This is a genomic window from Streptomyces sp. BR1, assembly GCF_052373795.1.
Classification (GTDB): Bacteria; Actinomycetota; Actinomycetes; order Streptomycetales; family Streptomycetaceae; genus Streptomyces.
Genome location: NZ_CM126252.1, coordinates 5205677 through 5225804, shown reverse-complemented (window position 1 = coordinate 5225804; position 20128 = coordinate 5205677). Strand labels below are relative to the sequence as shown.

Here is a 20128-nt window from a genome sequence, read left to right as displayed (position 1 = left end):
CCGGCGCACATGCATGGAGGACGTGACGTGGCGAACGACGCCAGCACCGTTTTCGACCTAGTGATCCTCGGCGGTGGCAGTGGCGGTTACGCCGCGGCCCTGCGCGGAGCTCAGCTGGGCCTGGACGTCGCACTGATCGAGAAGAACAAGCTCGGCGGCACCTGCCTGCACAACGGCTGCATCCCGACGAAGGCCCTGCTGCACGCCGGTGAGATCGCGGACCAGGCGCGCGAGGCCGAGCAGTTCGGTGTCAAGGCCACCTTCGAGGGCATCGACATCAACGCCGTCCACAAGTACAAGGACGACGTGATCTCGGGCCTCTACAAGGGTCTGCAGGGTCTGGTCGCCTCCCGCAAGGTGACGTACATCGAGGGCGAGGGCAAGCTCTCCTCCGCGACCTCGGTCGACGTCAACGGCCAGCGCGTCCAGGGCCGCCACGTCCTCCTGGCGACCGGCTCCGTGCCGAAGTCGCTGCCGGGCCTGGAGATCGACGGCAACCGCATCATCTCCTCGGACCACGCGCTGACGCTGGACCGGGTCCCGCAGTCCGCGATCATCCTGGGCGGCGGCGTCATCGGCGTCGAGTTCGCCTCGGCGTGGAAGTCCTTCGGCACCGACGTCACCGTCGTCGAGGGCCTCAAGCACCTCGTCCCGGCCGAGGACGAGAACTCCTCGAAGCTTCTTGAGCGCGCGTTCCGCAAGCGCGGCATCAAGTTCAACCTCGGCACCTTCTTCCAGAAGGCCGAGTACACCCAGAACGGCGTGAAGGTCACCCTGGCCGACGGCAAGGAGTTCGAGGCCGAGGTCCTCCTCGTCGCCATCGGCCGCGGCCCGGTCTCGCAGGGCCTCGGTTACGAGGAGCAGGGCGTCGCGATGGACCGCGGCTACGTCCTGGTCGACGAGTACATGCGTACCAACGTGCCGACCATCTCGGCCGTCGGTGACCTCGTCCCGACCCTCCAGCTCGCGCACGTCGGCTTCGCCGAGGGCATCCTGGTGGCGGAGCGTCTGGCCGGTCTCAAGACCGTGCCGATCGACTACGACGGTGTGCCGCGCGTGACGTACTGCCACCCCGAGGTCGCCTCCGTCGGCATCTCCGAGGCCAAGGCCAAGGAGATCTACGGTGCGGACAAGGTCGTCGCTCTGAAGTACAACCTGGCGGGCAACGGCAAGAGCAAGATCCTGAAGACCGCGGGCGAGATCAAGCTCGTCCAGGTCAAGGACGGTGCCGTGGTCGGCGTCCACATGGTCGGTGACCGTATGGGCGAGCAGGTCGGCGAAGCCCAGCTGATCTACAACTGGGAGGCCCTGCCGGCCGAGGTCGCGCAGCTCATCCACGCGCACCCGACGCAGAACGAGGCGCTCGGCGAGGCCCACCTGGCGCTGGCCGGCAAGCCGCTGCACTCCCACGACTAATTGCCCTCGGGCGCGACGACCACTTCCGCAATTCTGTAAGGAGAAACTGAAACCATGTCGGTTTCCGTAACCCTTCCGGCGCTCGGCGAGAGCGTCACCGAGGGCACCGTCACCCGCTGGCTGAAGGCCGAGGGCGAGCGCGTCGAGGCCGACGAGCCGTTGCTCGAGGTCTCGACCGACAAGGTCGACACCGAGATCCCGGCCCCCGCCTCCGGCATCCTGGCCTCCATCAAGGTGGCCGAGGACGAGACCGTCGAGGTGGGCGCCGAGCTGGCGATCATCGACGACGGCACGGGCGCGCCCGCCGCCGCTGCGGCTCCGGCCGCCGAGACGGTCGCGGCCCCCGCCCCGGCCGCGCCGGTCGCCGAGGCCCCCGCGGCCCCGGCTCCCGCCGCTGCTCCGGCTCCGGCCGCCGCCCCGGCCGGTGCCGCCTCCGGCACCGACGTGACGCTCCCCGCGCTGGGCGAGTCCGTCACCGAGGGCACCGTCACCCGCTGGCTGAAGCAGGTCGGCGAGGAGGTGGCCGAGGACGAGCCGCTTCTTGAGGTCTCCACCGACAAGGTCGACACCGAGATCCCCGCCCCGGTCGCCGGTGTGCTCCTGGAGATCGTGGTCGGCGAGGACGAGACCGCCGAGGTCGGCGCCAAGCTGGCCGTCATCGGTGCCGCGGGTGCCGCGCCCGCCGCCGCTGCCGCCCCGGCCGCTCCGGCTCCGGCCGCTGTTCCGGCCCCGGTTGCCGCTCCGGCTCCGGCTCCGGCCCCTGTGGCTGCTCCGGCCGCCCCGGCCGCGCCCGCCCCGGCTCCGGCCGCCCCGGCCCCCGCGCCGGTCGCCGCTCCGGCTCCGGTGACCCCGGCTCCGGCCCCGGTCGCCACCTCCGGTGACGACGGCGCGTACGTCACGCCGCTGGTCCGCAAGCTCGCCTCCGAGTCCGGTGTGGACCTGGGCGCGGTCAAGGGCACCGGCGTCGGTGGCCGTATCCGCAAGCAGGACGTCATCGCCGCGGCCGAGGCCGCCAAGGCCGTCGCCCCGGCGCCGGTCGCGGCCGCCGCTCCCGCCGCGAAGGCCGCCCCCTCCCTGGAGGCGTCCCCGCTGCGCGGCCAGACGGTCAAGATGACCCGCATGCGCAAGGTCATCGGCGACAACATGATGAAGGCGCTGCACTCGCAGGCCCAGCTGACCTCGGTCGTCGAGGTCGACATCACCAAGCTGATGAAGCTGCGCGGCCAGGCGAAGGACTCCTTCGCCGCCCGCGAGGGCGTCAAGCTCTCCCCGATGCCGTTCTTCGTGAAGGCCGCGGCCCAGGCGCTGAAGGCCCACCCGGTCATCAACGCCCGGATCAACGAGGACGAGGGCACCATCACGTACTTCGACTCGGAGAACATCGGCATCGCCGTGGACTCCGAGAAGGGTCTGATGACGCCGGTCATCAAGGGTGCGGGCGACCTGAACATCGCCGGTATCTCCAAGGCGACCGCCGACCTGGCCGGCAAGGTCCGCGCCAACAAGATCACCCCGGACGAGCTGTCCGGCGCGACCTTCACGATCAGCAACACCGGCTCGCGCGGTGCGCTGTTCGACACGGTCATCGTGCCCCCGAACCAGGTCGCGATCCTGGGCATCGGCGCCACGGTCAAGCGCCCGGCGGTCATCGAGACGGCCGAGGGCACGGTCATCGGCGTCCGTGACATGACGTACCTGTCGCTCTCCTACGACCACCGCCTGGTCGACGGCGCCGACGCGGCTCGTTACCTGACGGCCGTCAAGGCGATCCTGGAGGCCGGCGAGTTCGAGGTCGAGCTCGGCCTGTAAGGCGCGCGGCCGTACGGTCTGTGACGAAGGCGCCCCCGCCCGGAGTGATTCCTGGTGGGGGCGCCGCCGTATTGTCTAGAGGTCACCGCTCGCGTGAAGGAGCCCGTCATGACCCCGCCCGTCGTCCACTCGCTGCGCGAGCAGATCCGCGAGCACATCGTGGAGGGGATCGTCAGTGGCCGCTGGAAGCCGGGTGAGCGGATCGTGGAGCGGCGGATCGCGGTCGAGCTCCAGGTCAGCCAGACTCCCGTGCGGGAGGCGCTGCGGGAGCTGGAGTCGCTGCGTCTGATCGAGTCGGCGCCCAACAAGGGTGTACGCGTACGGAACTTGACCGCCGCCGACCTGGAGGAGAGCTACCCCGTACGGGCCGGTCTGGAGCAGATCGCCGCCGAGCTGGCGGCGGACCGGCTGGCCGCCGACTGCTCGGCGCTTGAGCCGCATGTGGCTGCGCTGTACGAGGCGGATGCGGTGGCGGACGGTACGGCGCAGGTCCGCCATACGGTCGGGTTCCACCGCGAGCTGGTCCGTGCGGCGGGCAACAGTGTGCTCCTCCACACGTGGGAGGGCCTGGGGATCGAGGTCTTCACGGCCCTGTCGATCCGCTGGCTCGGCACAGTCCAGAAGTCCTACGCGGAGGAGCACCAGGAGCTGGTGGAAGCCTTCCGCCGCCACGACCCGCGCATCGGCACGCTGGTCAAGTCCCACGTCCTGGGCTGCGCGCCCCGGGCGTAGCGGGTCCTGGCCCCCACCCCACCCCTTCCCTGAACCCTCCGGGGGTGGGTGGGGGTGAAGGTGGTCTCCCGGGGGCCAGGCCCCGGGACCCCGGCTGGGGCGGGTGGGCAGCGGGGCTTCGCCCCTGCGCCCCCGTTTGTCTGCGGATCGTGCTGGGTTGCTCGCGCAGTTCCCCGCGCCCCTAAAGGAGGGCCCGAAGGGCCCATCAAGGGGCGCGGGGAACTGCGCGAGCAGCCCCCACCGGCCCGCGGGCAAACAACAACCCGGGGCCCGGGGCGCAGCCCCGGTTCAGTGTCAGGGACGGAGGGGGTGGACCCGCTCATACTCCGGCACCCCCGCTCATCCGCACCCCACCCCACCTGCGAAAACAAGGCACCCCGTGCCCCATTCCGCGGCACCCTGTGCCGACTTTCCCGTTCTCGCGAAGTTTTTCGCTCAACACTTTGATCGATCATCGATCGTCGGCTTACAGTCAACGGCGGACTTACCCGGTCCACCGCCCTGTCCTGCCAGACAAGGCCCCTTTTTCTCCACCCCCCTCCAGTCCGGAAGGCGGCGATCATGACCGACCCCGTAGCCAAGTTTCCGAGCGAGCTCGACCAGCTCCCGGACCGTGACACCGAGGAGACCGCCGAGTGGGCGGCCTCCCTCGATGCCGTCGCCAAGGCCGCCGGCCCGCACCGGGCCGCGTATCTGATGCGCCGCACGCTCCAGCACGCGGAGGGTGCGGGCCTGGCCCTGCCCAAGCTGCTGGAGACGGACTACGTCAACACCATTCCCAGCTCCGCCGAGCCCGTCATCGACGGCGACGAGGAGATGGAGCGCCGGATCACGGCGTGGAACCGGTGGAACGCCGCCGCCATGGTCACCCGCGGCTCCAAGCACGGCGTCGGCGGCCACATAGCCACCTTCGCCTCCGCCGCCTGGCTTTACGAGACCGGCTTCAACCACTTCTTCCGTGGCAAGGAAGCCGACGGGTCCGGCGACCAGCTCTACATTCAGGGCCACGCCTCCCCCGGCATCTACGCCCGCGCCTTCCTCGACGGGCGTCTCAACGAGACCCACCTCGACAACTTCCGGCAGGAGTCGGGCGGCAACGGCCTGCCCTCCTACCCGCACCCCCGCCGCCTCCCCTGGCTCTGGGAGTTCCCGACCGTCTCGATGGGTCTCGGGCCGCTCTCCGCCATTTATCAGGCGCGCTTCAACCGGTACCTCACCAACCGGAAGATCAAGGACGTCTCCGCGTCCCACGTCTGGGCCTTCCTCGGTGACGGCGAGATGGACGAGCCCGAGTCGACCGCCGCACTCGCGCTCGCCGCGCGTGAGGGCCTCGACAACCTGACCTTCGTCATCAACTGCAACCTGCAGCGCCTCGACGGTCCGGTCCGCGCGAACTTCAAGATCGTGCAGGAGCTGGAGGCCCAGTTCCGCGGCGCCGGCTGGAACGTCGTGAAGTCGCTGTGGGGCGGCGCCTGGGACGAGCTGTTCGCGCTCGACACCACCGGCGCCCTCGTCCGCCGCCTGCGTGAGGTCCCGGACGCGCAGGTCCAGACGTACCAGACCCGCGACGCCGCCTACATCCGCGAGGACTTCTTCGGCAAGGACGCGGCCCTCGTCGAGATGGCGAAGCTGCTCTCCGACGACAAGATCCTTGAGTGCTTCCACCTCTCCCGCGGTGGTCACGAGCCCCGCAAGGTGTACGCCGCGTACAAGGCCGCCCTGGAGTTCAAGGGCGCGCCCACCGTCATCCTGGCGCAGACCGTCAAGGGCTTCACCCTCGGTGAGGGCTTCGCGTCCAAGAACGCGAACCACCAGATGAAGAAGCTCTCCAACGACGAGTTCAAGAACATGCGGGATCTGCTGGAACTGCCGATCTCCGATGCTCAGTTCGTTGACGGGGTTGTTCCTTACGGTCACCCTGGCGCCGACTCGCCGGAGGTCCGCTACCTCCAGGAGCGGCGCGCCGCCCTCGGCGGCCCGGCCCCGGCCCGTCGTACCCACGCGCTCGCCCCGCTGCCCGCCCCGGCCGACAAGGCGTTCGCCGCCTTCGACAAGGGCTCCGGCAACCAGTCCATGGCCACCACCATGGCCTTCGTACGGCTCGTCAAGGACCTCATCCGCGACAAGGAGACCGGCAAGCGCTGGGTCCCGATCGTCCCGGACGAGGCCCGTACGTTCGGTATGGAGTCGCTGTTCCCCTCGCTCGGCATCTACTCGCCGAAGGGCCAGACGTACGAGCCGGTCGACCGCGACCAGCTGATGTACTACCGCGAGGCCAAGGACGGGCAGATCCTCAACGAGGGGATCACCGAGGCCGGTTCGATGGCCGACTTCATCGCCGCCTCCAGCGCGTACGCCACGCACGGCGAGGCGATGATCCCGTTCTACATCTTCTACTCGATGTTCGGCTGGCAGCGCACCGCCGACCAGATGTGGCAGCTCGGCGACCAGCTGGGCCGCGGCTTCCTGGTGGGCGCCACCGCCGGTCGTACGACCCTGACCGGTGAAGGTCTCCAGCACGCCGACGGCCACTCGCCGGTGATCGCCGCGACCAACCCGGCGGCGCTGACGTACGACCCGGCCTTCGCGTACGAGATCGGCACCATCGTCAAGGACGGTCTGCGCCGGATGTACGGCGAGGCGGCCCCGGGCGAGGACCAGAACGTCTTCTACTACCTCACCGTCTACAACGAGCCCATGCCGCAGCCCGCCAAGCCGGCCGGCATCGACGAGGGCATCGTCAAGGGCCTCTACCGCTTCAACACGGCCGAGTCGGCCGGGCTGAACGTGGCCGCCGCCAACCCCGCGCGCATCCAGCTGCTCGGCTCCGGCACCGCGATCCACTGGACCCTTGAGGCCCAGAAGCTGCTCGCCGAGGAGTGGGGCGTGGCCGCCGACGTGTGGTCCGCGACCTCCTGGACCGAGCTGCGCCGCGACGCCCTGGAGGCGGACGCCGCGCTGCTGCGCGGCGAGGAGCGCGTGCCGTACGTACGCCAGGCGCTGGCCGGTGCCGAGGGCCCGGTCCTCGCGGTCAGCGACTACATGCGCCAGGTCCCGGACCAGATCGCGCAGTGGGTCGAGCAGGACTACTCCTCGCTCGGCGCCGACGGGTTCGGCCTCTCCGACACCCGTGACGCCGCCCGCCGCCACTTCGGCGTCGACGCCCAGTCGATCGTCGTCGCGGCCCTGGCCCAGCTGGCCCGCCGCGGCGAGGTCAAGGCCTCGGCCGTGAAGGAAGCCCGCGAGCGGTACGGGCTGTAAGCAGTCCCAAACGAGTGCCCGCCCTCTGTACGTACGGAGGGCGGGCACTCGCGTGTCCGCCCTCCGAACTCCCGTACCCGGTACGCCCAATGGCAGGCTTCGGCAGACAACTCTCCTTCATTGGCAGGCCGTTGTAGAGTGGAGGCGTGTCTGGAGACAGCGCGTCACCCGGCGGACAGCGGCGTCCGCGGGATGTGGTCGCGGACGGCCTGCGCGAGCACATCCTGGGCGGCGTCCTGCGCGTCGGCGCCCGGATCCCCACCCAGGCCGAGCTCTGCGAGCGGTACGAGGTCTCGCGCGGCGCGGTGCGCGGCGCGCTCGTCCTGCTTGAGCAGGAAGGCCTGATCAAACGGGCCCAGCAGGGCACTCCCCCGACGGTGTCGCGACCCCTCGCGACGGTGGGACACACAGTGCCCGAGACGCGCCGCCATTCGCCCCGCCCGGCCGGCGTCTTCCTCGGCGAGCGCGTCGCGCAGTACTTCCACCAGGACGAGGTCACGATCGACGCGTACTGCCTCAACGGCGAGACGCTGGCGTCCGCCCTGGCAGGCCCGTTGGTCGCCGTCGGCGCCGGGGGTCCCCGGCCGGGCCGGGTCGCTGTCCGGGTGCTGCTGCCCGACGCGGAGGCGCCGCTCGCGCTCCCGGCCGTCGTCGACGACCCGGAGAACAGCCGCCCGCGCGAGCGGCTGCGCGAGGCGACCGCCCATATCTACGGCTCGCTGCGGCACTCGCTGCGGATGCTCAAGGTGCGCGGGCTGATCCCGGATGTGTCGGTCGAGGCGCGGAAGGTCTCCATCACCCCGACCCAGAAGGTGTACATCCTCAACGGCGAGGAGGTCCTTGCCGGTCACTACCAGGTGCAGTCCCGCACGGTCGACCTCGACCGGGACCCGATCGAGATCTACGACATGCTCGGCGTGGAGGGCATGCTGTTCCGGCACACGGCGGTTGACGGTGACCATGTGACGGGTGCGTACGTTCAGCAGACCCAGCTGTGGTTCGACTCGCTGTGGGACACCATTGCGCGTCCGCTGGAGGTGAAGTGAGCTTGTGTGACGGGTGCAGGTCGTCTGTGGCTGGTCGCGCCCACGCGGCGGAGCCGCACAATGACACAGCCCCGCGCCCCTGTAGGTGACCCCACTCAGCGCGCTGCGGCCAGCAGTACTACCACCACTACCGCCGCCACACACAGCAGCGTCCCCGACGATCCCGACCTCTTCGGCTTGGCCGGGGTGCCCGACTCCCTCACCAGCAGCACCCCCAGCACCAAGCCGACCAACCCCGCCGGGCCCAGCGCCGACGTCAACAGCCCCGCGTGCGACAGCAGTTCCCAAAAGATCTCCACTCGGGTCGCTCCCATGGCACCTCCTCCGGTCATGGCCCGAAGTGGCCGCAATCTGTGCGATTGGCGGCCCATTGGCCGAGAGAATCTGTTCCCTTCTCCTACCCGGACCCAATGGCGGCCATCGGCGCCGCACCGGCTGCACATCGGTCAACCTGGGCCGGTCGCCCGGGCATCGCCCGCCCCCAACCGGTCAACCATCCGGTCAGGTAAGAGAGTTGATCGGCAGATGCAGCTCCCTGTTCCCGGCCGACCGGGAGTTGTAGCCTCGCGAGGTGGAGATCCCCGAGCACCCCCGCTACCGCTCGGTCGCCGACGATCTGCGCCGCCAGATCCGCGACGGCCGGCTGACCCCGGGCGATCTGCTGCCCAAACAGCAGCAGTTGCAGCGGCGTTACGGGGTGGGGCGCGGCACCGTGCAGAGCGCGCTCCAGGTGCTGCGCGACGAAGGGCTGCTCGACGAGGGCGTGCCGGGGCGGGCGGCCCGGGTTGCCAATCAGATGGCCAACCTCCAGCCATTGGCGTACTACATCGAACGGGCCTTCTCCGCCCGCCGGGTCTCGCTCGACGTGTGGTCGCTCGACACCGAGCAGCTGTCCCGGGCCGTGCAGAACGAGGCCGAGGCGATCCGGCGGGGACGCAGGCCCAGCCCCGACTCGATCCGGGTGCGGGTGCTGCTGCCCGATCTGACCACCCGGCACCCGTTTCCGCGCGCGGTCGGCGACCCCGACGACATCCGGCCGCTGCTGCGGCTGCGCCATGTGATCCGTACGTACGCGGGAGCGCTTGAGCACGCGCTCACCCTGCTGGCCGAGGAGCGGCTGGTGGAGCGGGTGTCGGTGGAGATCCGGGGGCTGCCGACGATCCCCGGCGAGAAGCGGTACATCATCAACGACGCCGAGATGATCACCGGCTACTACCGGCTTCGCGAGACCCGGATGCACAACAACCCGGACGGCGCCGCCATCGACGTACTGGAGCTGCACAGCGACGCGCTCTTCCCCTCACCGCTGGACGCCAACGGGTCGAGCGCGCTGGAGCGGGCCCGGTTCGAGCAGATAAAGGTCTGGTTCGAGTCCCGCTGGGAGAACATCGCCGCGCCGCTGCCGCTGGGGGATTGACCCGCCATTGGCCGAATGGCTGGGGCCGGTGGGACGAGTGATCCGTTTCAGCCGCCCGAAGGGCTGATTTGTACGGCTCCGCGTGCGCGGCCCCCCGCGAGCCACGATGCTGGATCCCGTGATGGACGAGACGGAATTCTGGGAGCTGATCGACAGCACCCGTGCGGACGCCGAGGGCGACCCCGAAGACCATGCCGAGCTGCTCGTGGAGCGGCTGGTGCAGCTCGACCCGGATTCCGTCCTCGACTTCGCGCGGCACTTCGAGGCCCGCTACAACCGCGCCTACGCCTGGGACCTGTGGGGCGCGGCCGCCGTGCTGCTCGGCGGGGCCAGCGACGACGCGTTCGACTACTTCCGCTGCTGGCTGATCGGCCAGGGCCGGGAGGTCTTCGAGGGCGCGCTGCACGACCCGGACGCGCTGGCCTCTCTGCTCGACGAGTTCGACGAGGAGATCGACGGCGACGGCGAGGACCTGGGGTACGCGGCGGACGAGGCGTACGAGCAGCTGACCGGGGTGGTCGCGCCGGACCTCGGCCTGCCGCCGCAGCCCACCGAGCCGTTGGGCACCCCGATCGACTTCGAGGACGACAGCGCGCTGGCGGAACGGTTCCCCCGGCTGTGGGAACGATTCGGCACGCCGTAGCCACCTGCATTCAGCGTGGCGCCAGGGCAAGGAGCGCCACGTCGTCCTTCGCGCGCCCGGCATACCTTGCGAGATCGTCCCGTACCGCCTCGGTGAGCGCCACCAGCCCGTCGCGCGGGGCCAGCGCGGTCAGCCGGGCGGCGAGCGGATAGAAGACCCCGGCCCCGTCGCGCGCCTCGGTCACGCCGTCGGTGTACGCGAGGATCCGGTCGCCCGGCGCGAGGTCCACGCTCGTCTCCCCGGGCGGTTCGAGACCCGCGAGGCCGAGGCCCAGCGGCGGCGCGGGCTCGGTGGCCAGCTCGTCGGCGCCCGCGCCGCGCAGCAGCAGCGCCGGTGGATGGCCGCAGCTCACCACGCGGACGACGCCGCCGTGCGGCGGGAACTCCAGGAGCAGCGCGGTGGCGAACAGCTCGCCGCTCCCGTCGGCCCCGGCGTCCACGACCAGGCGGCGGTCGAGCCGGGCGGCGACGGCCCGCAGCGTCGGCTCGTCGAGCACGGCCTCGCGGAAGGCGCCGAGCAGCGCGGCCACCGTGCCGACCGCCGCGAGCCCGTGCCCCTGGACGTCGGCGACCACCGCCCGTACGCCGTACGGCCCCTCGCGTACGTCGTAGAAGTCGCCGCCCACCAGGGTGCCGCCCTGGGCGGGCTGGTAGAGCCCGGCGCAGCGCACCGGGCCGACGGCGTCCGGCAGCGGCGGGAGCACCGCGAGCTGGGCGGCCTCGGCGACCGTGCGGACCGTCACCAGCTGGTGGTCGCGGCGCTGGCGCACCCACGCGACGACGATGCTGAAGACCACGACGACCGCGATGGTGAGGATGTCGCCTCCTTGCGGATACCAGTCGCGGGTGTGCGGCAGCAGGACGCCGGCGAAGGTGACGGCGGCGAGGACGACCGTGCCGATCGGGCCGTAGGCGAAGGCGGCGAGCGGTGGCACGGCCGCGAGGAAGTAGCCGAGCTCGACCCCGTTGGGGGTGCCGAGCTGGGCGGCCGTGATCCCGGCGAGGACCACCACCGGGACCGCCCGCTGCCACAGGGGCCGGGGCGCGACCGGCAGCAGTCCGGACGCGCCCTCGTCCGCCATCGCGAAGCTCCTCAGACGCCCGATCTGTGCCGTTACCTCCCTTTCTACGTCACTCCGTGAGCGAGCGCCCCATCAGCACGTCGTCGACGTACTCGCCGTCCAGGAAGAACTCGCCGGGCAGCACGCCCTCGACCACGAACCCCTCCGACTCGTAGAGCTTGCGGGCCGGGGCGTTGTGGCCCAGGACGCGCAGGGTGAGGCGGCGCGCGCCCTGGCGGCGCGACTCGGCACCGGCCGCGCGCAGCAGCGCCCGGGCGAGCCCGCGCCCGCGTGCCGCGTCGGCGACGGCGAGGCCCTGGATCTGGCGGACATGGCTGTTGCAGACGAGCGGGGTGGGGCGTGCGAGGCGCAGATATCCGGCGACACGGCCGTCGAGCTCGGCGACCAGGTAGTCCTCGGGCGGATGCCGGGCGTCGAAGAACGGCTCGTACGGCGGCTCGGGCCGCCTCTGCACGGAGTGCAGCGGTGACCAGGCGGCCCGGTCGAGCTCGGCGAGAGCGGTTTCGTCGGCGGTTCGTGCGGTGCGTATGAACGGCTCGGACATGGGGCCACTGTGCCAGGATCGACGGACGGGGATCGACGGGCGAGGGGAGAATGCGGCATGCGGATCGCGATCACCGGCTCGACCGGGCTCATCGGAACGGCGCTGGCGCGCTCACTGCGGGCGGATGGCCACGAGGTGGTGCGCCTGGTGCGGCGCCGGGCGCAGGGCCCCGACGAGGTCGAGTGGGACCCGAAGCGGCAGTACGTGGACGCGGGCGCGCTCGCCGGATGCGAGGCGGTGGTCCACCTGGCCGGTGCCGGGGTCGGCGACCGGCGCTGGACGGCCGCGTACAAGAAGGAGATCCGCGACAGCCGGGTGCTCGGCACGGCGGCCCTCGCCGAGGCGCTGGCCTCGCTGGACGTGCCGCCGAAGGTGCTGGTGTGCGGCACGGCGGTCGGCTACTACGGCGATACGGGCACGCGCGCGGTGGACGAGTCGGCGCCGCCCGGCGAGGGCTTCCTGGCGGGCGTCTGCGTGGAGTGGGAGGAGGCGGCGGCCCCGGCCCAGGAGGCGGGCATCCGGACGGTGTTCGCGCGCACGGGTCTGGTGGTGGCCCGCGAGGGCGGCGCCTGGGGCAAGCTGTTCCCGATCTTCCGCGCGGGGCTGGGCGGACGGATGGGCAACGGGCGCCAGTACTGGTCGTTCATCGCGCTGCACGACCACATCGCGGCGCTGCGGCATCTGATCGACACCCCGGACCTGTCGGGCCCGGTCAACCTGACCGCCCCGGATCCGGTCACCAACCGCGAGGCGACGGCCGCGATGTCGCGCGTCCTGCACCGCCCGGCGCTCTTCCCGGTCCCGGCCGTGGCGCTGCGCGTGGTCCTGGGCGACTTCGCCGAGGACGTCCTGGGCAGCCAACGCGTGCTCCCCCGGCGCCTGTTGGACTCGGGCTTCCGCTTCGCGTTCCCGACGGTGGACGAGGCGATCGGGGCGGCGCTGAAGAAGTAGCGGCGGCGCGCGCCTTGCAGGCGGCGGCCTCCCGGGAACGGACGGCGTGCTCCCGCGTGCTCCGGTGCGATGCCCCGTGCGCGACCCGCCGATTCGACCGCGCTTTCTACTCTCTCCCCGAACTCCTGCATTTCGTGGGCCCGTTGGGGGCATGAGGCCTCCACCTAGCCGCGCCGACCTCTGGGAGGGGCACGTGCTCAGCACCGCGCACCATGCGGACGTCGTCATCGTCGGAGCCGGCCTCGCGGGCCTGTCAGCCGCGCATCAGCTGACCGGCGCGGGAGTGACGGTCACGGTTCTGGAAGCCGCCGGGGAGGTGGGCGGGCGGATGTCCACGGAGCATGTGGACGGCTTCCGCCTCGACCGGATCGGCCAGTTGCTCTCCACCTCGTATCCGGAGCTGACCCGCTCGCCCGGCCTGGAGGGTCTTGCCCTGAGCGCGTTCTCGCCCGGGGTGCTCGTCCACAGCGCGGGGCGGCACTACCGGGCCGGCGCGCCCCGGAGCGCGCGGGGCGCACTGGCTGCGGCGCGCGCCCTCGCGAGCGCCCCCCGGGGAACGGCCCGGGGAGCCGCGCGAGGAGTGCCCAGAAGCGGGGTACGGGGCGCGCCCACCCCGCTGGGCGGCGCACTCGACCAGGCGCGCCTCGGCGCCGCCCTGGCCCGGCTCGCCGCGACCCCGGTCGAGCGGCTGCTGACCCGGCCCGAACTGCCCATCGGCACCGCCCTGAAGACCCGTGGCCTGCCCACCCGCACCCTGGACGGGTTCGTGCGGCCGCTGCTGTCCGCGCTGCTCTGCGACCCGGACCTCACCACGTCGAGCCGGTGCGCCGACCTCGCGCTGCGCGGCTTCGCGCGCGGGCGCCTGTGCGTGCCGTCGGGGGGCGCGTCCGCGTTCCCCGCGCTCCTGGCGGCCGCGCTGCCGCCGGGCACGGTCCGTACGAACGTGAAGGTCACCTCGGTCGCCACGACCTCCGTGAGCACCGCCGACCACGGCGTCATCGGCTGCCGTTCGCTGCTGCTCGCCACCGACGCGCGCGCCGCCGCCGAACTGCTGCCCGGGCTGCGCGTGCCCGCGTTCCACCCGATCACCGTGCTGCACCACACGGCGCCCGAGCCGCCGCTGACCGACCCGGCGCTGCTGCTCGACGCGGACCGGGCGGGCCCCGTGGCGTACACGGCGGTGATGAGCGAGGTCGACCCGGCGCGCGCGCCGCGCGGCCGCGCGCTGATCAGCTCCACGGTCCTGGGCCCGCCGCCGCCGGACCTGGAGGCGGCGGTCCTGCGCCATCTGGCCCGCCTGTACGGGACGTCGACGGACGGCTGGGACCTGCTGGCCGTGCGCCACACCCCGGAGGCGGTCCCGGCGATGCCCGCGCCGCACGACGTACGCCGTCCGGTGCGGGTCCTGGCCGGTCTGTACGTCTGCGGCGACCACCGCGACACGAGTACGGTCCAGGGCGCGCTGTACTCGGGCCGCCGGGCCGCCCACGCGATCCTCACCGACCTGGGCCGCAGGCCGGCGGAGCCGGAGGTACCGGTCATCAGGCGTGCTGCCTGATCCACGTGGTGGCGCCTTTCGACTGCGGACCGTGCCGGGTCGCTCGCGCAGTTCCCCGCGCCCCTTATGCATCAGGGGCGCGGGGAACTGCGCGACAAGCCACGCACGATCCGCAGCCGAAAAACGGGAACTACCCGAGCGCCGCGACCCGGTCGCGATACGTACGGACGGCCGCGGCGTCCCGATACGGTTCGAGCCGGCGCTCGAAGTCCCGTACGTACTCCGTGGCACGAACAGACCGCATCTCACTCGCCTGCTGCGCCGCCTCCGCGGCCAACGCGCAGGCCTGGTCGAGTTCGCCGAGGCCGAGGCGCGCGGACGCGAGGACCACGCGGCAGAACAGCCGCGAGCGGGCGTACGCGGGCGCGCGGAGCTGCAACGAGCGCTCCGCGTGCTGCGCGGCCGCCCGGTACTGCTGAAGATCCCGGTGGCAGTGCCCGAACTCGTCGGCCAGCTGCGCCTCGTCGAAGAACCGCGCCCAGTGCGGCACGTCGTCGCCGGGCCGGGCCGTCTCCATCGCCCGTTCCGCCCGCACCAGCGAGGCCGTGCAGGCCCGGATCTCGCCGAGCACCCCGTGCCCGCGCGCCTCCACGGAGTTGAGCATCGCCTGCACCACCGGCGGCGCCGAGGAGCCGACGCCCTGCTGGGCGACCCGCGCCAGCTGCACCGCTTCGCGGCCATGGCCGAGGTAGACGGCCTGCCGGCTCATCGTGACCAGCACGTACGACCCGTACGCCCGGTCGCCCGCCGCCTGCGCCAGGCGCAGCGCCTGCACGAAGTAGCGCTGGGCCAGGCCGTGCGCCGCGATGTCGTACGACGTCCAGCCCGCGAGCCGGGTGAGGTCGGCGGCCGCCGCGAAGAGCCTGCGGCCGGTGGTCTCGCCGTACGAGCCGCGCAGCATCGGCTCGGCCTCGTGCTCCAGGTACCGCACCAGGGCCTGGCGCGCGTGGCCGCCGCCGTAGGCGTGGTCCAGGGTGCGGAAGAGCTCGCCGACGGATCGCAGGGCCGCGATGTCGCCGCTGGTCACGCGCTGTCCGGGGCCCCGGTCGGAGCTCCGCTGGCGCGGCACGCTGGGCCGCCCCTGGCTGGGGATGCGGGGCCCCGGGGCCGCCGCCGCCTCGCCCGCGAAGCGCGGGGAGGGGTCGCCGTGGCCGACCCGCTCGTCCGCCCGCCCGATCAGCCAGTCCCGGCTCGGGACGACCAGACCGGCCGGGGTGAACGCGATCTTCCGCAGCTCGACATGGCTGCCGGAGTCCTTGCGCCACAGACCGCTGACGATGTCGACGGCCTCCTCCGGTGTCGCGGCGAACTCCAGGCCCGCGTAGACCGGGGCGCAGGCGTCGAGCCCCAGGTCCTGGGCCGATAGCCGGCGCCCAAGGCGCCGGGTGAACACCTCGGCGATCAGCGCCGGCGTGGTGCCGCGTGGCTGCTGCCCGCGCAGCCACCTCGTCACCGACGTCTTGTCGTACCGCAGATCCAGGCCGTGCTCCAGGCCTAGCTGGTCCACCCGGCGGGCTAGGCCCGCGTTCGAGAACCCGGCCTCCGCGATGAGCGCGGCGAGCTGGCGGTTGGGGGTGCGCTGCGCGGGTCGTTCCGTCATCAGCTGTGCGTTCTCCTGCCTTCCGGGCCAAGCGGGCAGCCCTCATGGAACGGGGGGAATTTAGCGGCCGATACCGCCCGGACCGCCACCTACGCCCCGCATTCATCCGATCGTGTGAGGAGGTGCCGTTTCTGCCCGGCTCCCGGTGCCGTCGAACGCGGTCGTACAGTGGCTGGGGCGCATGTATGCACTGGGTGAGGAGCCGGCGTGAACGAGCTGCGATTTGTCCGACTGGGTTTCGGCGACGACGCGGTCGAATACCAGGAGGCCTGGGACGAGCAGCGGCGGGTGCACGCGGCCCGGTTCGCCGACGAGCTCCCGGACACCTGTCTGCTCCTTGAGCACCCCCCCGTCTACACGGCGGGCCGGCGCACGGACCCCAGCGAGCGCCCTCTGGACGGCACGCCGGTCGTGGACGTCGACCGCGGTGGCAAGATCACCTGGCACGGCCCGGGCCAGCTGGTCGGCTATCCGATCCAGAAGCTGCCGCGCCCGGTGGACGTGGTCGCGCACGTACGCCGCCTGGAGGAGGCCCTGATCCGTACGGCCGCCGAGTTCGGCCTGGCGACCACCCGGGTCGAGGGCCGCAGCGGCGTGTGGGTGCTCGGCGACCCGGTCGAGCAGCGCCCGAAGCTCGGCGGCCTCGCCCTGGACTTCGACCCCCGGCTCACCGACGACGAGTTCGACCCGCGTCTGAACGGCCCGGAGTACGCGCCTTCCAACGCGGGCCAGCGCCGCGAGGACCGCAAGCTGGCGGCGATCGGCATCCGCGTCGCCAAGGGCGTCACCATGCACGGCTTCGCGCTGAACGTGAACCCGGACAACACCTGGTTCGACAGGATCGTGCCGTGCGGCATCCGGGACGCGGGCGTGACGTCGCTCTCGTACGAACTGGGCCGCGAGATCACGATCGCCGACGTCCTGCCGGTGATCGAGAAGCACCTCAAGGACATCCTGGAGAACGCGGAACTGGCGCCCAGGGAAATCCAGCCCGCTACCGCCTAGTACGCCCCCGGCGCACCGGGAACGGGAATGCGCCCCTCTGGCCATGGGTTGGCCAGACGTAATGCCACGCAAATAACGGGCGTACCCTGGTGTCCGCCGAAGAATCGAAGTCATAGGGAGCACGTCGTGTCCGCAGTCGCACCCGACGGACGCAAGATGCTGCGCCTGGAGGTCCGGAACAGCCAGACCCCCATCGAGCGCAAGCCCGAGTGGATCAAGACCCGGGCGAAGATGGGCCCCGAGTACAACCAGCTGCAGAAACTCGTGAAGAGCGAGGGGCTGCACACGGTCTGCCAGGAGGCGGGCTGTCCCAACATCTTCGAGTGCTGGGAGGACCGCGAGGCCACGTTCCTCATCGGCGGCGACCAGTGCACGCGGCGCTGCGACTTCTGCCAGATCGACACGGGCAAGCCCGAGGCGCTGGACCGCGACGAGCCCCGCCGCGTCGGCGAGTCCGTCGTCACGATGGACCTGAACTACGCCACGATCACCGGCGTCGCCCGCGACGACCTGGCCGACGGCGGTGCCTGGCTGTACGCGGAGACCGTGCGCCAGATCCACGCGCAGACCGCGGACCGCGCCGAGGGCCGCACCAAGGTCGAGCTCCTGGCGCCCGACTTCAACGCGGTCCCCGAGCAGCTGGCCGAGGTCTTCTCGTCCCGCCCCGAGGTCTTCGCGCACAACGTCGAGACCGTGCCGCGCATCTTCAAGCGGATCCGCCCCGGCTTCCGTTACGAGCGCTCTCTTGAGGTCATCACCAAGGCCCGCGACTACGGCCTGGTGACCAAGTCGAACCTCATCCTCGGCATGGGCGAGACCCGCGAAGAGGTCAGCGAGGCGCTCCAGCACCTCCACGACGCGGGCTGCGAGCTGATCACCATCACGCAGTACCTGCGCCCGTCGGTGCGCCACCACCCCGTGGAGCGCTGGGTCAAGCCGCAGGAGTTCGTGGAGCTCAAGGAGGAGGCCGACGAGATCGGCTTCTCCGGTGTGATGTCGGGCCCGCTGGTCCGCTCCTCGTACCGCGCGGGCCGGCTTTTCCAGCAGGCGATGGAGCGGCGCGGCGAGACGGCGGCCGCACCGATCGTGTGACAGCCCGCACCGCATAGCGGAGCGCGTGGCGGCAGCAGCGTGTGAATTCGCGCACAAGCTGCTACCGGCCGGTAATGGCCGATTCGACGCGGCTCGTACATCCCTCGCAGGTAGGAGGTGTGTGCGGGCCGCGTCAGCGTTTTACCGGGGCGCGTCAAGGTTTCATAGGTGTTTGACCGCCCGGACACGCCCTGGTAACACCAATCAGTGACCCTGGCTTTACGCACCGCTCATGCTCCCCCGCGCACGCTCCACGGCGCACACCCCGAATGTGCGCACGCCCCCCGTTCCCCGTCCCAAGGAGGAACCGCCACCATGCAGGCCGCGACGACCGTACGCGCCACCGCGCTCCCGTCCGTGACCGACGCACTGCGGGCCATGGAGTCCTTCCTGATGGCCGCGGGCCAGCGCACCGCCCGCCGCAACGCCTGGACGGCGGTCCTGGAGGACCGGCGCCGGGCCAAGGACCGCACCGAGGCCCTGCACGTCCTGGAGGCCGTGGCTACCCGTCCCTCGTGAGCCACGTAAACTTCGGTTTATGGCGAGGAAGGAAAACGCAGACAACGCTGCGGACCCCGGGCGACTCAAGCAGATCGCCCTGACTTACAAGATGACCCGCAAGGCCGACCCGAAGGTCGGTCTCGTCGTCGCGGCAGTGGGAATCGTCACCTTCGGTGCTTTCCTCGCGTTCGGCTTCTGGCTCGGTCACCCCATCTACCTGGGCATTCTCGGCTTCCTGCTGGCCTTCCTCGCCATGGCGATCGTCTTCGGACGCCGTGCCGAGCGCGCTGCCTTCGGGCAGATGGAAGGCCAGCCGGGGGCCGCGGCCGCGGTGCTCCAGAACATCGGCCGCGGCTGGACGACGACCCCGGCGGTGGCGATGAACCGCAGCCAGGACGTCGTGCACCGGGCGGTCGGCAAGGCCGGCATCGTGCTGGTGGCCGAGGGCAACCCGAACCGGGTGAAGTCGCTGCTGGCGGCCGAGAAGAAGAAGATGGCCCGGATCGTGGTGGACGTACCCGTCCACGACGTCATGGTCGGCGACGGCGAGGGCCAGGTGCCGCTCAAGAAGCTCCGCACCACCCTGCTCAAGCTCCCGCGCGTCCTGGCGGGCCCGCAGGTGACGGCCGCCAACGACCGGCTGCGCGCGATGGGCGATCTCATGAGCAACATGCCGCTTCCCAAGGGGCCGATGCCCAAGGGGATGCGGATGCCGCGCGGCGGAAAGGCGCGCTAGGTTTTTTTGCCTGTACGTACGAGAAAGGGCGGCCCGGACCACATTGGTCCTGGGTCGCCCTTTTCTCGTACGTACGCCACTGAGCTGCAACGACTCCTGCGGGAGTGCCCTTGGGAGTGGTCTCGGCTGCGAGTCGTGTAGGGCTGGGCGCGCAGTTCCCCGCGCCCCTAGAGGGCGCCCCTTCGGGGCGCCCCATGGGCTAGATCCGGACCTGAATGGCGCGGGACAGGCGGTCGTGGAGGCCTCGGCCGTCTCGGTCCCAGATCAGGGCGGGGAGGGCCAGGCAGAGGAGGACGCTGCGCAGGAGGGCGCGGGGGAAGCTGAGGCGGCCGCCGCCCTCGGCGATGAGGCGCAGGCCCAGGATGCGCTTGCCGGGGGTGAAGCCGACCGTGCCGACGGTCAGGATGCTCAGCACCAGGAAGACGACGAGCGCCCAGTTGTTGGTCGAGTGGATGTTGCGGTGCGCGATGAGCCCGTATGCGATCAGGGCGCACACCGACCAGTCGATGAAGATGGCGCCGAAGCGCCGACCCAGGGGGGCGATGGCGCCCGGCCCCTCCTCCGGCAGACCGAGTTGCTCGCCCCGGTAACCGAAGTCGACGCCCATCTCCTCGGCCGCCGCTTTCGGCCCGGAGAGCCACGATCCCATTGCTTGCCTCTTGTCCACCCCTCCACGGTACCGGCCGGTGTTTCGAGGGCGGTCCCCGGGATGGGACAGAGGCCCTGAATTATCCGA

At 71.5% G+C, this 20128-nt stretch carries 18 protein-coding genes; 13 read left to right on the top strand and 5 right to left on the bottom strand.

Annotated features, from left to right (window positions below; all coding sequences use genetic code 11):
* Positions 1 to 27: 27 nt before the first annotated feature.
* From lpdA to ACT1U9_RS22730, 5 genes are all read left to right on the top strand, one after another.
* Positions 28 to 1416, top strand: a complete 1389-nt coding sequence (lpdA, locus tag ACT1U9_RS22750) for a dihydrolipoyl dehydrogenase (protein ID WP_188274032.1) — start codon at positions 28 to 30, stop codon at positions 1414 to 1416.
* 54 nt (positions 1417 to 1470) lie between these two features.
* Complete coding sequence (gene sucB, locus ACT1U9_RS22745) at positions 1471 to 3225, top strand: 2-oxoglutarate dehydrogenase, E2 component, dihydrolipoamide succinyltransferase (protein ID WP_444534518.1); 1755 nt, start codon at positions 1471 to 1473, stop codon at positions 3223 to 3225.
* 108 nt (positions 3226 to 3333) lie between these two features.
* Entirely contained in the window at positions 3334 to 3957 is a 624-nt protein-coding gene (locus tag ACT1U9_RS22740) for a GntR family transcriptional regulator (RefSeq protein ID WP_188277782.1), read from the top strand.
* Positions 3958 to 4518: 561 nt separating this feature from the next.
* Positions 4519 to 7218 (top strand): pyruvate dehydrogenase (acetyl-transferring), homodimeric type, encoded by a 2700-nt coding sequence (gene aceE / locus ACT1U9_RS22735; RefSeq protein WP_444534517.1) that lies wholly within the window; start codon positions 4519 to 4521, stop codon positions 7216 to 7218.
* A 146-nt stretch (positions 7219 to 7364) separates the two neighbouring features.
* Positions 7365 to 8264 carry a winged helix-turn-helix domain-containing protein gene (locus ACT1U9_RS22730; protein WP_444534516.1) on the top strand — a complete coding sequence of 300 codons (900 nt, stop codon included), beginning with the start codon at positions 7365 to 7367 and terminating at the stop codon, positions 8262 to 8264.
* 95 nt (positions 8265 to 8359) lie between these two features.
* Here the strand turns inward: ACT1U9_RS22730 and ACT1U9_RS22725 are convergent, their stop codons facing one another.
* Positions 8360 to 8578 carry a hypothetical protein gene (locus tag ACT1U9_RS22725; protein WP_444534515.1) on the bottom strand — a complete coding sequence of 73 codons (219 nt, stop codon included), beginning with the start codon at positions 8576 to 8578 and terminating at the stop codon, positions 8360 to 8362.
* A 257-nt stretch (positions 8579 to 8835) separates the two neighbouring features.
* Between ACT1U9_RS22725 and ACT1U9_RS22720 the strand changes: the two genes are divergently transcribed.
* Together ACT1U9_RS22720 and ACT1U9_RS22715 are read left to right on the top strand one after the other, a co-directional pair.
* Positions 8836 to 9681: a winged helix-turn-helix domain-containing protein gene (locus ACT1U9_RS22720; protein WP_444534514.1), complete on the top strand. Its 846-nt coding sequence runs from the start codon at positions 8836 to 8838 to the stop codon at positions 9679 to 9681.
* Positions 9682 to 9802: 121 nt separating this feature from the next.
* On the top strand, positions 9803 to 10324 hold the full coding sequence (locus tag ACT1U9_RS22715; RefSeq protein ID WP_444534513.1) for a DUF4240 domain-containing protein: 522 nt from the start codon (positions 9803 to 9805) through the stop codon (positions 10322 to 10324).
* A 10-nt stretch (positions 10325 to 10334) separates the two neighbouring features.
* On the opposite strand, the gene ACT1U9_RS22710 is transcribed toward ACT1U9_RS22715, so the two are convergent.
* Both ACT1U9_RS22710 and ACT1U9_RS22705 read right to left on the bottom strand, forming a co-directional pair.
* A complete protein-coding gene (locus tag ACT1U9_RS22710; RefSeq protein ID WP_444534512.1) occupies positions 10335 to 11405 on the bottom strand; it encodes a PP2C family protein-serine/threonine phosphatase in 1071 nt (356 codons plus the stop codon).
* Positions 11406 to 11454: 49 nt separating this feature from the next.
* The gene (locus ACT1U9_RS22705) at positions 11455 to 11949 is read right to left on the bottom strand and encodes a GNAT family N-acetyltransferase (protein WP_444534511.1); all 495 of its coding nucleotides are present in this window, start codon (positions 11947 to 11949) and stop codon (positions 11455 to 11457) included.
* Between the two features lie 57 nt (positions 11950 to 12006).
* Between ACT1U9_RS22705 and ACT1U9_RS22700 the strand changes: the two genes are divergently transcribed.
* The gene (locus tag ACT1U9_RS22700) at positions 12007 to 12900 is read left to right on the top strand and encodes a TIGR01777 family oxidoreductase (RefSeq protein ID WP_444534510.1); all 894 of its coding nucleotides are present in this window, start codon (positions 12007 to 12009) and stop codon (positions 12898 to 12900) included.
* Between the two features lie 193 nt (positions 12901 to 13093).
* Positions 13094 to 14458 carry an NAD(P)/FAD-dependent oxidoreductase gene (locus ACT1U9_RS22695; protein ID WP_444534509.1) on the top strand — a complete coding sequence of 455 codons (1365 nt, stop codon included), beginning with the start codon at positions 13094 to 13096 and terminating at the stop codon, positions 14456 to 14458.
* Positions 14459 to 14588: 130 nt separating this feature from the next.
* Here the strand turns inward: ACT1U9_RS22695 and ACT1U9_RS22690 are convergent, their stop codons facing one another.
* The gene (locus tag ACT1U9_RS22690; protein WP_444534508.1) at positions 14589 to 16058 is read right to left on the bottom strand and encodes a regulator; all 1470 of its coding nucleotides are present in this window, start codon (positions 16056 to 16058) and stop codon (positions 14589 to 14591) included.
* Between the two features lie 207 nt (positions 16059 to 16265).
* On the opposite strand from ACT1U9_RS22690, the gene lipB reads away from it, so the two are divergent.
* The 4 genes from lipB (at position 16266) to ACT1U9_RS22670 (ending at position 19392) form a co-directional block, all read left to right on the top strand.
* Positions 16266 to 17063: a lipoyl(octanoyl) transferase LipB gene (gene lipB, locus ACT1U9_RS22685; protein ID WP_444534507.1), complete on the top strand. Its 798-nt coding sequence runs from the start codon at positions 16266 to 16268 to the stop codon at positions 17061 to 17063.
* A gap of 126 nt (positions 17064 to 17189) precedes the next feature.
* Positions 17190 to 18155 carry a lipoyl synthase gene (gene lipA / locus ACT1U9_RS22680; RefSeq protein WP_444534506.1) on the top strand — a complete coding sequence of 322 codons (966 nt, stop codon included), beginning with the start codon at positions 17190 to 17192 and terminating at the stop codon, positions 18153 to 18155.
* Between the two features lie 315 nt (positions 18156 to 18470).
* Positions 18471 to 18674, top strand: coding sequence for an SCO2195 family GlnR-regulated protein (locus ACT1U9_RS22675; protein ID WP_188277794.1), 204 nt, complete (start codon positions 18471 to 18473; stop codon positions 18672 to 18674).
* A gap of 19 nt (positions 18675 to 18693) precedes the next feature.
* On the top strand, positions 18694 to 19392 hold the full coding sequence (locus ACT1U9_RS22670; RefSeq protein WP_188277795.1) for a DUF4191 domain-containing protein: 699 nt from the start codon (positions 18694 to 18696) through the stop codon (positions 19390 to 19392).
* A 199-nt stretch (positions 19393 to 19591) separates the two neighbouring features.
* Here the strand turns inward: ACT1U9_RS22670 and ACT1U9_RS22665 are convergent, their stop codons facing one another.
* On the bottom strand, positions 19592 to 20059 hold the full coding sequence (locus ACT1U9_RS22665) for an RDD family protein (RefSeq protein WP_444534505.1): 468 nt from the start codon (positions 20057 to 20059) through the stop codon (positions 19592 to 19594).
* Positions 20060 to 20128: the final 69 nt, after the last annotated feature.

What these genes read in the sequence shown, in the direction of transcription:
- ACT1U9_RS22710 (WP_444534512.1), bottom strand. Translation starts at nt 11,405, where the DNA reads ATGGCGGACGAGGGCGCGTCCGGACTGCTGCCGGTCGCGCCCCGGCCC.
- ACT1U9_RS22690 (WP_444534508.1), bottom strand. Translation starts at nt 16,058, where the DNA reads ATGACGGAACGACCCGCGCAGCGCACCCCCAACCGCCAGCTCGCCGCG.
- ACT1U9_RS22670 (WP_188277795.1), top strand. Translation starts at nt 18,694, where the DNA reads ATGGCGAGGAAGGAAAACGCAGACAACGCTGCGGACCCCGGGCGACTC.
- ACT1U9_RS22715 (WP_444534513.1), top strand. Translation starts at nt 9,803, where the DNA reads ATGGACGAGACGGAATTCTGGGAGCTGATCGACAGCACCCGTGCGGAC.
- ACT1U9_RS22725 (WP_444534515.1), bottom strand. Translation starts at nt 8,578, where the DNA reads ATGGGAGCGACCCGAGTGGAGATCTTTTGGGAACTGCTGTCGCACGCG.
- aceE (WP_444534517.1), top strand. Translation starts at nt 4,519, where the DNA reads ATGACCGACCCCGTAGCCAAGTTTCCGAGCGAGCTCGACCAGCTCCCG.
- sucB (WP_444534518.1), top strand. Translation starts at nt 1,471, where the DNA reads ATGTCGGTTTCCGTAACCCTTCCGGCGCTCGGCGAGAGCGTCACCGAG.
- ACT1U9_RS22700 (WP_444534510.1), top strand. Translation starts at nt 12,007, where the DNA reads ATGCGGATCGCGATCACCGGCTCGACCGGGCTCATCGGAACGGCGCTG.
- ACT1U9_RS22705 (WP_444534511.1), bottom strand. Translation starts at nt 11,949, where the DNA reads ATGTCCGAGCCGTTCATACGCACCGCACGAACCGCCGACGAAACCGCT.
- ACT1U9_RS22740 (WP_188277782.1), top strand. Translation starts at nt 3,334, where the DNA reads ATGACCCCGCCCGTCGTCCACTCGCTGCGCGAGCAGATCCGCGAGCAC.
- ACT1U9_RS22675 (WP_188277794.1), top strand. Translation starts at nt 18,471, where the DNA reads ATGCAGGCCGCGACGACCGTACGCGCCACCGCGCTCCCGTCCGTGACC.